Source organism: Mucilaginibacter pineti (assembly GCF_900101875.1).
GTDB lineage: Bacteria > Bacteroidota > Bacteroidia > Sphingobacteriales > Sphingobacteriaceae > Mucilaginibacter > Mucilaginibacter pineti.
The window spans coordinates 120,575-133,266 of record NZ_FNAI01000011.1 but is presented as its reverse complement, the minus strand read 5'-3'; the positions used below and the strand labels follow the sequence as shown (position 1 = coordinate 133,266).

The window sequence follows — 12,692 nt, the reverse complement described above, 5'->3', positions numbered from 1 at the left end:
TCGTTATCCAAGCCGGAAAGGGTAAACCTGACCATGCGCTGTCCTTTATCCAGATATAATGGCGCCGCTCGCTAAATCCTACAGCATTCGCTGATCTGAGGGTGAGCAGGCTTTCATTTTTTCGGTTATTACGGAAACTTCGATTACAGCCGGTTCTATACCATGGCGCTTACGAATATAAAGGCTGACCGTTTGTATATTCATGATCTAATAATTGTAAGCGAATGACTTTCGAATGTTAGTAAGTATAACGCCGCTTTCAGGTGTTGTCGGCATCCGGGAAAGATCGGTCTTAAGATCCTGTTCTGGAAGGCTATACCGGACCTCACCGGTCAAAAACTTGAGGGCGGTGTGCATTAACGCAACCGTGATTTTTTCACCCGGACAGCGATGTCCAGTCGCTGCATCTCCCCCGCCCTGCGCCAGGAAGTCGAAGGGCCGGATCCGGCGGTCATGAAAGCGATTCGGATCGAAACGATAGGGCAATGGCCATAGCCGCGGATCATGGTTCGTGCCATATAGGTCCAGCAAAACAAGCGCACCTTTTGGCATCCGATACCCCTGCCAGTCAAAATTTACTTTAGCTCGGGCACCCATAAAAGGCGCAAGTGGGTAAAACCGGCGTACTTCATCGATAAAATGCGACTGATCGTCATCTCTATCCGCGATGAATTTCAAACGCCAGTCCGGGCTTTCATGCAGGGCAGTAACCGCGAAAACGATATACCAGGCGATTGCAATGGTAGGCCGCAGGATATTGATCAGCTCAATAGCTGCCAACCGGTCGCTGAGCGGTTCGCCCGATGGTTCACGGTAGGTGGCAATGCAGCTGAGTGCGGTGCCGGGATCGGCGTTCTTCCGTCCATCCTTAATGATTTTCGTAAGCCAGCGTTCTGCTCGCGTGCGGGCAAAGCGACCCCGCCAGTTACGCAGGCCAACCGAACTAAAAGCATCCACCATGGCTATAAAATCGGCGGCGCGTCGTTGTTCTTCGTCCGGCGGGCAGGTCACACCCGCCCATCCGCATACGGCAGCACAAAGCGCCCTTGCCATTTCGTCAAATAGTCGGATCGAGGGCTCCAACTGCCAATGCGCAAAGCGCCGGTGGAGCGCTTGGTTGAACAGTCCGCTCAGGCGGCTGATGTTTTCATCGGTCATCAGCGACAGAAACATAGATTTACGCAGAGCATGCACCTGCCCGTCTGTGGTATGGATAGCGTCCTTACCCGTAAGGGTTTGCTGCACCGTTGAGGGCACCGCCCCTTTGCGCTGCATCTTATTCACGTCATAAAACATTTTGGCCGCTTCCTCGCCACGGAGGCAAATCGCCGTTTGGCCAAACAAACGGATCTGAAAGATATCCGTCCGCAGTTCCTCGCAGGTATGTCCAATAAATTGATACCCCTCTTTATAAAGGCGGTAGGCACCTGTCAGTAAATTTTTTTTAGGTATTTCGGTCATCCTTCGTTCCGTCTTCTTGCTGCGCATTCTCTCGCATCTGATCCAGCTGATCTTCGTTGCGTGCACCTTTCACAATTGTTTCTCCTGGCAGTTGGGTCTCTTTTAAGCCCTGCTGTGTTTCCGGATTAGCGCTACTTGGCCCGGCTTGGTTTCCTTTTTCTTCCATGTTCTGTTATTTAAATTGATTGATTAAGGTTGCCCGTCACCGCCCGATGCGCCATAGATCTGGCCGGTAGCATAGCTGCCTTCGTTTGCCGCCAGTTGTACATAGATCGGTGCCAGTTCGGCTGGCTGACCGGGTCTGCCCATCGGCGTTTTTTTTCCAAAGCTCTTGTCTGGTGTCGAGCCGCCTTCGGCTACCTGCAGCGGTGTCCAGATCGGCCCGGGGGCCACGCCGTTGACACGGATCCCTTTCGGCCCTAATTGCTTTGCCAGTGATTTGACAAGGTTCATCGCCGCCGCTTTGGTCAGCGCATAATCAACGAGGTCTTCTGACGGGTCGTAGGCCTGCACCGAAGCAGTAGCCACAATTGCGGAGCCGAGTTTCAGATAAGGCAGCGCTGACCGGATCAGCCAGAACGGCGCATAAATATTGGTCTTGATCGTCCAGTCGAACTGTTCGGTAGTCAGTTCTTCCAGCGATTTGTGAATTTGCTGCCGCGCCGCGTTGCTGACCAGGATGTCCAGCCCGCCTAATTGCCGCGCGGCGTCATCCACCAGTTTTTTGCAAAAATTTTCGTCACGCAGATCGCCGGGGATAGCGGCTGCTTTGCGGCCCGCGGCCTTGATCAGTTGGATAACTTCCTGCGCGTCGGCTTCTTCTGCCGGCAGATAATTGATGGTCACATCCGCACCTTCACGTGCAAAGGCAATGGCGGCGGCGCGGCCCATTCCCGAATCACCACCGGTGATCAGCGCCTTACGTCCTGCCAGACGGCCAGAACCTTTATAGCTCTTTTCGCCGTGATCTGGTTTCGGGTCCATCTTGCTTGCCAGCGCCGGCCAGGGCTGTACCTGTTGCTTAAAAGGCGGCTTGGGATATTTGGTAGTGGGGTCTTCCAGTGCTGTTGCAGCAAGGGTTAGGGGCCTGCTTCCGGCGCTGAATGCCGGCGAAACCGCAAACGCCGCCAAACCTTTACCGAGACCACCGATCATGCGTCGTCGGCTGAATTTATTTTCATTTTTCATAGGGTCAGTATAAATAAAGCGGCCGCGGAAGGGCCGCTTTACTATTGTATAAGATGTTTAGCTGGCCAAGAAAACAAGCCGCCTGTTGCCTTTTGCTCTGTGCTTGCCTGGTAATTGATATCGTTCTCCGCAATCTGTGTCAGCAGCTCGTCAGCTTCTTTTTCCTCGGTTAAGGTTTGCGCGAGGATATCGGCTGCTTCCTGATAGCCTAGTGTCTTAGCCAGGGTGACCATACCGCCATAGGTGGCAATCTCATAATGTTCGGCCTTTTGGCTGGCAAAGATCAAACCCACATCGCGCTGTGCGCTGCCTTCATCGGTATCATCGATAATGTCTTTGCCTTCGCTCACGATGCCGGCCATCGCCGGGCATTTGGTGCTGTCCACCTCCTCGCCAACCAGGCCAAACACTTGTTCCAGGCGGCTAACGTGTTCTTTGGTTTGCGCACAGTGATTGGCAAATGCGTCTTTCAATTGCTGCGAAGTGGCTGCTTCCTGCATTTTCGGTAGAGTCTTCACCAATTTTTGTTCGGCCCAGTATAAATCTTCCAACTGGTCGACAAAAAATTCTTTCAATTTTGAATCGGTTTGAATTGTTGTTTCCATGTTGTTGTTATTTAAGATAGAAACAGTTGCATAGCCTGCCGGTTTTTTGGAGAAATACCTGAAATAGCGGGTAAAATACGTGGTTAACGCTACTGTAAGAAATCAGGTAGTTAAGCACATAAAAATGCGTAGTCTTTCTTCAAACTTCGTTTCTGTCGTGCCTGTTATTCCTATAATTAATTTATTTACCATTAGAACTTGACATTATTACAACGAAACAGCAAAACCGCAACGAAGAAAAAAAAACAAGGATTACAAAACCGCGGTAATCAACAGGAAGGCAGCTTGCAAAACCGGGGCAGGAATGACCAGGAAAGTCAGGATCAGTCGGATGACAACAACAGCTCCAATCACGGCTTTGCCTCTATGGACGATGATCAGCAGCGTGAGATCGCCAGTAAAGCCGGAAAAGCGGTGAGCAAGGACAAGGAACACATGGCCGAGATCGGCCGAAAAGGTGGTCAGCATTAAGCCTAATGCCATCAACACAAGTTTTTTAAGTTTTGTTTTATGTTTAATCGCCCTTCGGGGCGGTTTTTTTGCGCAGCAGACATTTTAAGAATTCCAGTACAGCGTGCCGCTCGAACTTTCCTCGGCCTGATACTTCAAAAGCTTTGGTCCGCGGCAAAGACGGGCATTCCATTTCGTCCCTTATCAGCGGATGGTTACGCAGAAACTGAAACCGGGTACCGGTTAATGCCGCTGGTTCTAACTTTAATAAACTTACGAACAGCCGCCGGCCCCTGGGATCGTGTAGCAGCCAAAAAGGCGTGGATTGATTTTCGATGATTTCCATTATTGTGTTTTTTGATTGGCACTTATCAATCCGTCTTTAATCATCTGTGCTTCGATTGACTTAATATAACCTTTGAGGAAACTGTCAAGATTGGTAGGATCATAGGTTTTGGACTGCGCGGCCCAGATCAATTCTTCTGTCTTCGCATCATAAAGATTCGTTTCCAGATAATAAACCTTTTGCTGATCATAATATCCCGATGCGTAAATGGACGGATACCAGTTGCTGTAATAGGTCCAAAAACGGTGGTAATAGCCAAAGCGTAGGCTCGGGTTATAATAACCGCCGCCGGGAACATAACGGCTTTCCGTTTCCTGGCGCAGCAATGCTATTGTCAGGATACCATCAGCACCGGTTTGCTGTATCTGGCCCAATATGAGTCCGCGTTTGGCACCGGCCTGCGTACTGAAGCTGGGCGGGAACACGTCAACGCTTTTTTCGACGGTCAGGCCTTTGGTGCTGAGCTGCTGCTGCAGACCCTTCTCAACCGCCTGCTTTACCGGGATGTTGCCGGTCATAGCCGCAACAAAAATATTATGATATCCGTTGGCCGTGGCATGGTCCTTACGCCAAGAGCCGGTGATCATGGTGGTAGTGCCGCATGCGGTTACCATACCGACCAAAAGCAATAAATGAGCTTTTATTTTTACTTTCATGGTTAATGTTGTTAAATATCAAGAACAACAGCGCATAAAGCACAGGTGGTTTTCGTAGTCTTACAAAACAGGTAGTTAACCCGTTATTATGCGTAGTTAATGCCGTAATATGTAATTAAGAAAAACCTTCAAGTTTCGTGATTGTAGTATGCATATGAATCATGCTGAGCCGATATCTATACCAGTAAAGCTAATTCGTTTATGACCGAAGAAAAATTGACTTTACTACTAAAGCAGTCGCGTCAAAAAAACAGTAAACAAGCCATCACTGGTCTGCTATTGTACATGGAAGGACGGTTTTTGGATCGAATGGAGGGGCGATTTATCCAGTTGCTCGAAGGACAGGAGACAGCCGTACGAGATATGTATGCCCAAATATCAACTGATGATCGTCACCGCAACATCTTGCTACTAAACACTGGCAATTGCACAGAACGTAACTTTCCAGATTGGACAATGGGTTTCCGTTCGCCGGATCTGCACCTGAACGAAACGTTGGCTGGTTTTTTACAACTTGACGATATCTTCGGAGTTGAGCGGGTGCATCCGCGACCCGCAGGCCTACTTAACTATTTTCGTTCATTCTATGAGATCAATCAGGTCGACGGGCTGACAAGGCGGCACCTATCAACTAGGCCCTGATCACAATTAGGTACTAAAATACTATACCTCAATGTTCAGTTCAATAGCCTTTGCAATGTCACTGCTCAACTGATTTCATCTTGGGAGTTAATGATCTGTTACTTTATTCCCCCCAACATGTTTATGAACATCCTCATATCATTTAAATTGTCAAGATTCCGTACCGTGACGATGAGTTCATCCTGCGCTTCACTGCTCAGGACACCTGCGCTTAAACGCAAGAACTTTCCGATCACCTCTTCCCAGGAAAAGGGCCGAGTAAAAAATCCATGATAATCTTCCTGCTCTCGCGTAAGGGTTTGACCACCCTTAAGACTGATCTTTACTTTTGTTTTCATTTTATTCGGGTAGGCGAGCGTATAAGGATCAAGCATGCCGGCTACTACCAGTGGCTCATGCAGCGGGAAACCCGTGCTTACCTTAATTTTTTTGAGCAGTTTCTGCACGTCGGTGCTTTTGATCCGCTCCGGTTCATATTGTTCCGGGTAGATCTCGCCGTCCAGCAACAACACCGCTGCCGCGTAAAACAAGCTGTGATCGGCCTGTTCCTTGGTTTCTACAATCTGGCGGTCCCCATAGGCGCCCGAGCCAATGATATGATAGGCAGTCAAAAAAGTGGTTAGTTCCACCTTGTCAATTTCGTCCGGGTCAATCAGGTTTGCTTTTTGTAGTTCGTCTATAGCTTCCAGTGTTGCCTGGCTATGCACTTCCACATTATATTTCTTCAGCACGCAGCGCGGGATCAGCTCGAAAGTTTCCTGGTCCCAGTCATAGTCCAGCTTCATGCCGAAGACATCGTCAAAGCCTTTCGGGCCTTCGAAAATAGCGACCGGGCCTGTCAGGCCTTCCCGGGCCAGGAAACAGATATTCACACAATCCAGCGCATCCATCGAGGAAGCAAAGCCTTTCCATTCATAAGTATAAGAAGCCCGGCTGGTCACCATCGGGCTGATCGATGTACCGGTGATACCCAAAGCATGTGCAGTATGTTCTTCGGTCATGCCTAACAGGCGGGCAATACCCGCGGTCATGGAATAACCGAGCAGCAACGTATGATCAATACCCTCCTTCATCACCGGAATCTCCAGAACCAAGCGGCATTCGATTTGGTACGCAACGGCCATCGCAGTTAAGAACTCCTTGCCGGATGTCGGCCGGAACTGCGCCGCCGCCAGCAAAGGGCCAATATTGTCGCTGGGATGGCAGGTCGCTTCCTTGCCCATAAAATTATCCATGAAATCCGGGTAGCGGATCAATGCCGTAAAAAGCTGCGCCGCCCTGTCATAAGGCAGGCTTTCGATCAACGGCACTTTGCAGCTGCCGCCTTCGCCCATCACCTGCAATTGCTTTAGTAATTTGTGAATGGCCGGTTTGGCACTAGCATGGACCAATGAGCCCAGTGCATCCAGCAAATGGCGTTTTAACTGGTCTATATTATCTTCGCCGATGTCATCATAGCGAGCATTCAATGCAAAGCGGGCAATCTTTAAATTTTGCAGTTCCTTTTTCATAAGGCAATTCGCTGACGTTGTTGAATTAGATCATTTTTTTCTTTTTACAGAAATCATCAGTGCTGCACCGGCAAGTGCCGCAAAAGCTACTTTCGTCAAAACTGCTATACGGTTGTGCTTCCATTCCATGCCAAGTCCGCGTTCTTTGAACAGGTTCGGCAAATGACCGGTTCTGATATCGTCGATCAGGCCTTCAAATACATTTATACGGTCAGCCAGAATAAGCGGTATCCAATGCCGGTAACGATCCTCACTGTTTCTAAAGGCATAACGCCGGATGGTGCCGCTTAAACCGGTAGGCGGTACCGAGGTGCCGAAAACCGCGGTCGGGCCGGGACGTTCGGTGGACAATAATATCTCGACCGTTAGCGGCTGTTGCGGTGAACGCTCGTAATGGATCCGGTTATGATCATCGCCGGTGTAGTTTTTAATGGGATAGGTCGGCTCGTTCTCTGGGTCGGCATCTATGCCCCAGCCGGGTATGTTTTTATAGTCTTCGTTTGTTGGTTTCATGGGATCAGAACGGTTTTAATACAATTGTCTAATTTAGAAGAGAACAGCCGGTAGGCATCGGGAACCTCTTTCAATGGCACCCGGTGGGTGATCAAACCTTTTGGGTCGAGTCTGCCGGACAGAACGTGATCGATTAGTTTGAGCATTAACCGTTTTGGCGCCGATTGGTTAGCCCGGATAGTAATCCCCTTATTTAGAACATTGCCGATCGGCACAAAATTATATGGGGGTCCGTAAACACCAACTACCGATACGATGCCGCCTTTTTTTACAGAATTGATCGCCCATTGCAGTGCGGTGGCGGAGCCGGCCTGCATCAGCATTACGCGGCCGCTGAACGTTTGCAGGGTATTGCCTTCGGCTTCGCAGCCCACACAGTCGATACAGACATCGGCACCATACCAATCGGTCGTTTTCTTTAAAAAAACTACCGGGTCGGCCATTTCCTTAAAGTTATAGGCTTCGCATTTCGCATAGTTTTTGGCAAACGCCAGCCGGTAGTCGATATGATCGATAATGATGACCCTGGCTGCTCCGAAGAACCAAGCGCAGCGTGCCGCCATGATGCCGATAGGCCCGGCGCCAAACACAATGACGGTATCGCCTTCCTTGATACCGCCCATCTCCGCGGCCTGGTAACCGGTCGGCACGACATCGGTCAATAGTACGGCATCATCCGGATCCATTTCCGGCGGAATAATGGTCGGGCCAACGTCGGCATAGGGTACACGTACATATTCCGCCTGGCCGCCGTCATATCCTCCTGCGGTATGGGAGTAGCCAAAGATGCCGCCGACGGCGGTAGCCATCGGATTGGATTCATGGCAGTTGCCATAAAGGCCCTGCTTGCAGAAATTACATTTGCCGCAGGCGACATTAAATGGCACCAGTACCTGGTCGCCCACCTTTAGTTTTTGCACCAGCGGACCAACCTCTTCGACGATGCCCGTAAATTCATGGCCAAAGGTCGAACCGACGCGGGTGTCGGGCACCATACCGTGGTACAGGTGCAGGTCAGAACCGCAGATGCAACTGCGGGTCACCCGGACGATGGCATCCTCGGGATGCAGGACCTCCGGCATGGGTTTATCAACTGTGCGAACCCGGTAAGGCCCGCGGTAACTCATTGCTAACATAAGTATGTTTATTTTTTAGCCGGCATCGTTATCATCGGTCAAATCGCCTGAAGGGAAAAATTTAGTTTGCCCGTTGTCCAGCTTTACTTCAATATTATCGCCTATCGCATCGGTAACTTCGCCTCCGCCTTCCGGCGAAATCACACGCTGACCTTTGAGGAACAAATGTTCGTCCATGTTTAATATTCTATTCTTCTGTTATCTCGTAAGTACTCCACTGGGCAATGCCTGCTGGTTCGCTGTTTTTCACTTCCGTACTCCGTACTACGCTCATTTGCTGATCCAGCTTTTGGGTTTCTTCCAATTCCTGATTTAAGGCCTCATCATTTTGGGTGATACCCTGCGTTTCTTTGACGTAAGCTACCGGGTCAGCGATATAATTCCATTGCTTACCCATAGCCGGCATTTCGCCCTCGTTCCAGGGCCCGCGAACGGTCGCACCATTAGACATATTGAAATACTGTTGGGTGAAGCGTGGATCAGATGCCAAAACTCCCGGTGGAAAATTAGGCTGGATGTCATTCAGCGCGGCTTCGAACATTTTATAATGGGCTACCTCACGGGTCATTAAAAATGACAGCGATTCTTTGACATACGGGTCATCGGTAAATTTCATCAGGTGCTCATAAACCAGCTTGGCACGGGATTCTGATGCGAGGTTACTGCGCAGGTCAACGGTCAGATCGCCATTGGAATGAATATAGGATGCACACCAGGGAATGCCCTGGCTGTTCCTGGGCGTAACACCGCCGCCGGTGATGATGCCGAACTGCGGATTGGCCGTTAAAGCCTCATGAATAATACTTTCTTTGGCGCCTTTGCCGTTCATCACCTGCATGATCTCGGAGTTACCAGCCGCGTCTTTCAGTTTCCCGTTGACGCCTTTTAGCAGCATCTGGATGGTGGCACCAACGATCTCCAGGTGGCTGAATTCTTCGGTGGCGATATCCATCAACATATCGTATTTATCGGGATGCGGCATCTTCGCGCCGAATGCCTGGGTAAAATATTGCATAGCAGCAGCTAGCTCGCCATTCTCGCCGCCAAACTGTTCTAGCAGCAGGTTGGCAAAACGCGGGTCAGGGCGCGAAACCCTGGCGTTGAATTGTAGGTCTTTAACATGGTGAAACATAATATATCTATTAAAGGTGTTCGGAAATAACAGTCAGGAATACCGCCGGTTTGATGAATAAATACGCGAAAATGCGGGCATACTACCTGTTATGAAGGATGAATTACCTGATTCGGAGAAACTCAAAACTGTTGATATGCTAGTTACTGTTATCCCTAAAACATCAGTTATGAAAAACAATTTCACTTTTAACGATCGTTTTGGGAACTGTCTTACTGCTTCCCGCCTGTAAAAAAGATCATAATGATCAGTATACCATGAGTAGCCAGGACTTGTTACCCAGGCATCCAGCGGTGATATGTTTGAAATTGCAGCTGGCAACCTCGCCCTGCAAAACAGCACCAATGCCAACGTCAAAGCTTTCGGTAACCACATGATCACCGATCACAGGCTGACAGGCACCGAAATGGCCACGCTGGCTGCAAAAAACGGCTGGATCGTCCCTACCGACATGGCTACCAAGTAGCAAAATAATCACAATACGCTTGCTGCGCTCAGCGGCGCCGTGTTTGATAAGCAGTTTGCCATGATGATGGTCACCTCACACGACGAAACTATTGCCTTGTTCCAGGATGCCACCCGTGACAGCGGAGTTCCGGATGCCGACCTGCACGGTTTTGCCTTGGGTAAATTGCCTACGGCTGAAGCAAAATATAAGTTGTCGGCTTCTACGAAGTATGCAGATGACCTGATTTTGATAGAATTTGATGGAATCGCTAAGGCCTTTTTGAACAAGGGATGTTCGGTTAAGTAAATGTGAGGCGACCTGATTTCACGGCAAAATATAAGCGGCTGATGCAGCAGTAATTATGGCACTTTTTTGGCTATTTAAGGTTGTTAATTTGGGTGGCTCATACACGATTGGCTTTTGATAACATGCAGGGTCTACAGTTTCATAGTTTGTGAAACTTTGTGCTGTGATACGTCCTATGATAATAACGGGGCTGAATCTGACTTTCTCCTTTTCCGCTCCGGCAAAAGCCAACCCACTATTTGCTCGAGCGCCTTTAGAATATTAGTTTGCTACTCTTCTGTATTAATATCACTGACTATATCGCCATTGAAGCGAACATGCAAAACTGCGTAATAAATTCTGGTACCATCGCCTATCAGAAAAAAGAGCTGAAAGAAAAGCGCTTAACTGATTGGTAACTGATGCGACATTGGTCATCATCATTCATGCCGAGTAAACGACTATATTCGATGTCCATAAAATTTCATAACATAAAATTCGCTTAGCGGTTTGACAGATCTCTTGTTAAATCATCTTTGTAGGGTTGCGGGTATAAAAGATAACACACCATCTCCCCAAAATATAGTATTTTTGCAAAGCACATAACGCGCTTCATCGCTTTGAGTAATAATAGCAATTCAGAAGATTTACCTAAAGAAATTCCTGCCGGACAACGGGGAAATAAACTTCCGCAATTAGATGCCGCCCAGATCGCTATCGATTCGGCAAATGTCGGCATCTGGCTTATCAATGCAGTCACACGGGAGTTTTTACCATCCAACCGTACCAAAGAACTCTTCGGTTTCAGGGCGGATGAAGAAATGTCGGTAGAGGCAGCGATGAACCAGATATTGGAAAAGTACCGGCAAAATACAATTTCTGCAATCGAAAACGCATTTAAAGTGCATAGCAGCTTATATGTAGAATATCCTATCACCGGTTACCATGACCATCAAAGCAGGTGGTTGAGTATTACCGGCGGCTTTACCAGTTTTGACGAAACGACAACTTATTTCTCAGGATTGGTGATGGATATTACCGAACAGAAGAAAAACGAACTCAAAAGAAGTAAATTCATCGGCATGGTTAGCCATGAATTGAAAACGCCGCTTACCGCTTTAAAAGCTTATGTTCAAATGCTTGGAAACTGGGCTCAGAAACAAAAGGATAACTTCGCCGTTGGCGCATTATCCAAGGTGGATAAGCAAGTGAGAAAAATGCTGAATATGATCAACAGCCTGCTTAATTTATCGAGCGCGGAAGTTGGAAAGATCCATATTAACAAACAGACCTTCAGCTTGGACAACCTGCTTAAAGAAGTCGTCGAGGAAACACTTTTTATAACCTCTTCTCATCACATTACGGTAGCACCGTGTGACAATATAGAAATAAATGCTGACCGGGATAAGATCGAACAAGTCCTAGTCAATCTCCTGAGTAATGCTGCTAAGTATTCAGATAAAGGTTCCGCTATTTATGTTACATGCAGCAGGGAAGAACACAAAGTAGTAATAGGTATCCAGGATGAAGGTATGGGTATCACTGAAGAAGCCGTTGAAAAAGTTTTCCTGCCCCACTACCGGGTAGAAAGTAAAGAAACAGAAAAAGTAACCGGTTTCGGAATAGGTTTATATCTATGCTCGGAAATAATTCAAAGGCACGACGGCAAGATCTGGGTAGACAGCGAAATTGGAAAAGGCAGTACGTTTAAGTTCATACTCCCGATCGCCTGATGTTTTTATTCCTTTGCTGTAATATACTTGGCCGTGATTAATAACAACAAGGTACGGTCGGCTTTTGCTTCATCATAATTTTCTTTGATCAATTGCTTGATCTGTTTGTTTTTCAACTTTACCGCAGCCATTTGTAAAACCTGAAAGGAGGCCATTTCCATACTTTCGATGTTTTGCATGTAGAATGCAATGGACAGGTCACGAAGTTCCGGGTCGCCGCTGTTTAATTTGATATCTTCGAACGCATCGTCAACGAGACCGGTTAGTCCACTATGGTTGCCTTTAGAAATTTCCGCATCAAGAATGTTATAGATGATCTCCATCCTGGCCATTTGCTTTTCAACATCTTCTAATGTTTCCATTATAGCCTGACGAAGATCCGTGAAATGAGCGCCTTCAGCTATCTGAGGTAAGTGACGTACCAAATGTGCTTTGGCTGAATAGATCTTGTCTAAATGCTTAACGAAGTAAGTCTTTATTTTTTTGGGGCCAAGGCTGATTTTACCTGGCTGCTGGTGTTTTTGATTTTCTTCCATAGGGTCAGCATAAATTCAAAGATAATAAACCTGTCAAAAACTCGCAGGAA

At 48.0% G+C, this 12,692-nt stretch carries 15 protein-coding genes and 1 pseudogene; 4 read left to right on the top strand and 12 right to left on the bottom strand.

From position 1 onward, the window contains the following. Positions 1-207: 207 nt before the first annotated feature. Genes BLS59_RS21615 through BLS59_RS21600 form a run of 4 tightly spaced genes read right to left on the bottom strand, consistent with a single transcriptional unit; the run spans position 208 to position 3,254 of the window. Positions 208-1,461, bottom strand: a complete 1,254-nt coding sequence (locus BLS59_RS21615; protein WP_162842732.1) for a cytochrome P450 — start codon at positions 1,459-1,461, stop codon at positions 208-210. Next, on the bottom strand, positions 1,445-1,627 hold the full coding sequence (locus BLS59_RS21610) for a hypothetical protein (protein WP_091152500.1): 183 nt from the start codon (positions 1,625-1,627) through the stop codon (positions 1,445-1,447). Before BLS59_RS21610 ends, BLS59_RS21615 begins: the two co-directional genes overlap by 17 nt. Positions 1,628-1,650: 23 nt before the next feature. Next, positions 1,651-2,649 carry an SDR family oxidoreductase gene (locus tag BLS59_RS21605; protein WP_091152498.1) on the bottom strand — a complete coding sequence of 333 codons (999 nt, stop codon included), beginning with the start codon at positions 2,647-2,649 and terminating at the stop codon, positions 1,651-1,653. A gap of 41 nt (positions 2,650-2,690) precedes the next feature. Beyond that, positions 2,691-3,254, bottom strand: coding sequence for a YciE/YciF ferroxidase family protein (locus BLS59_RS21600; RefSeq protein WP_091152496.1), 564 nt, complete (start codon positions 3,252-3,254; stop codon positions 2,691-2,693). 198 nt (positions 3,255-3,452) lie between these two features. Between BLS59_RS21600 and BLS59_RS21595 the strand changes: the two genes are divergently transcribed. Next, positions 3,453-3,725: a KGG domain-containing protein gene (locus tag BLS59_RS21595; RefSeq protein ID WP_091152494.1), complete on the top strand. Its 273-nt coding sequence runs from the start codon at positions 3,453-3,455 to the stop codon at positions 3,723-3,725. 43 nt (positions 3,726-3,768) lie between these two features. Here BLS59_RS21595 and BLS59_RS21590 read toward each other — a convergent pair whose 3' ends face one another. Beyond that, positions 3,769-4,050, bottom strand: a complete 282-nt coding sequence (locus BLS59_RS21590) for a hypothetical protein (protein ID WP_091152492.1) — start codon at positions 4,048-4,050, stop codon at positions 3,769-3,771. Further along, positions 4,050-4,706, bottom strand: coding sequence for a hypothetical protein (locus BLS59_RS21585; RefSeq protein ID WP_091152490.1), 657 nt, complete (start codon positions 4,704-4,706; stop codon positions 4,050-4,052). Before BLS59_RS21585 ends, BLS59_RS21590 begins: the two co-directional genes overlap by 1 nt. 174 nt (positions 4,707-4,880) lie before the next feature. On the opposite strand from BLS59_RS21585, the gene BLS59_RS21580 reads away from it, so the two are divergent. Beyond that, positions 4,881-5,348 (top strand): BLUF domain-containing protein, encoded by a 468-nt coding sequence (locus tag BLS59_RS21580; protein WP_262492972.1) that lies wholly within the window; start codon positions 4,881-4,883, stop codon positions 5,346-5,348. Positions 5,349-5,446: 98 nt separating this feature from the next. Here BLS59_RS21580 and BLS59_RS21575 read toward each other — a convergent pair whose 3' ends face one another. From BLS59_RS21575 to BLS59_RS21560, 5 genes are all read right to left on the bottom strand, one after another. Further along, positions 5,447-6,859 carry an MmgE/PrpD family protein gene (locus BLS59_RS21575; RefSeq protein ID WP_091152486.1) on the bottom strand — a complete coding sequence of 471 codons (1,413 nt, stop codon included), beginning with the start codon at positions 6,857-6,859 and terminating at the stop codon, positions 5,447-5,449. A 30-nt stretch (positions 6,860-6,889) separates the two neighbouring features. Further along, the gene (locus tag BLS59_RS21570; protein WP_091152484.1) at positions 6,890-7,372 is read right to left on the bottom strand and encodes a hypothetical protein; all 483 of its coding nucleotides are present in this window, start codon (positions 7,370-7,372) and stop codon (positions 6,890-6,892) included. Then, positions 7,369-8,454, bottom strand: coding sequence for a zinc-dependent alcohol dehydrogenase (locus BLS59_RS21565; RefSeq protein ID WP_205411326.1), 1,086 nt, complete (start codon positions 8,452-8,454; stop codon positions 7,369-7,371). The genes BLS59_RS21570 and BLS59_RS21565 overlap by 4 nt, the downstream gene beginning before the upstream one ends. Positions 8,455-8,523: 69 nt before the next feature. Next, positions 8,524-8,685 carry a hypothetical protein gene (locus BLS59_RS31745; RefSeq protein ID WP_162842731.1) on the bottom strand — a complete coding sequence of 54 codons (162 nt, stop codon included), beginning with the start codon at positions 8,683-8,685 and terminating at the stop codon, positions 8,524-8,526. Between the two features lie 10 nt (positions 8,686-8,695). Further along, entirely contained in the window at positions 8,696-9,640 is a 945-nt protein-coding gene (locus tag BLS59_RS21560) for a manganese catalase family protein (protein ID WP_091152481.1), read from the bottom strand. Between the two features lie 283 nt (positions 9,641-9,923). Here BLS59_RS21560 and BLS59_RS32310 point away from each other — a divergent pair. Further along, positions 9,924-10,394: pseudogene (locus tag BLS59_RS32310) on the top strand (DUF4142 domain-containing protein); the annotation flags it as partial. Positions 10,395-10,993: 599 nt separating this feature from the next. After that, positions 10,994-12,106, top strand: a complete 1,113-nt coding sequence (locus BLS59_RS21545; RefSeq protein ID WP_091152474.1) for a PAS domain-containing sensor histidine kinase — start codon at positions 10,994-10,996, stop codon at positions 12,104-12,106. A gap of 5 nt (positions 12,107-12,111) precedes the next feature. On the opposite strand, the gene BLS59_RS21540 is transcribed toward BLS59_RS21545, so the two are convergent. Then, positions 12,112-12,642, bottom strand: a complete 531-nt coding sequence (locus BLS59_RS21540) for a DUF892 family protein (RefSeq protein WP_091152472.1) — start codon at positions 12,640-12,642, stop codon at positions 12,112-12,114. Positions 12,643-12,692 lie beyond the last annotated feature (50 nt).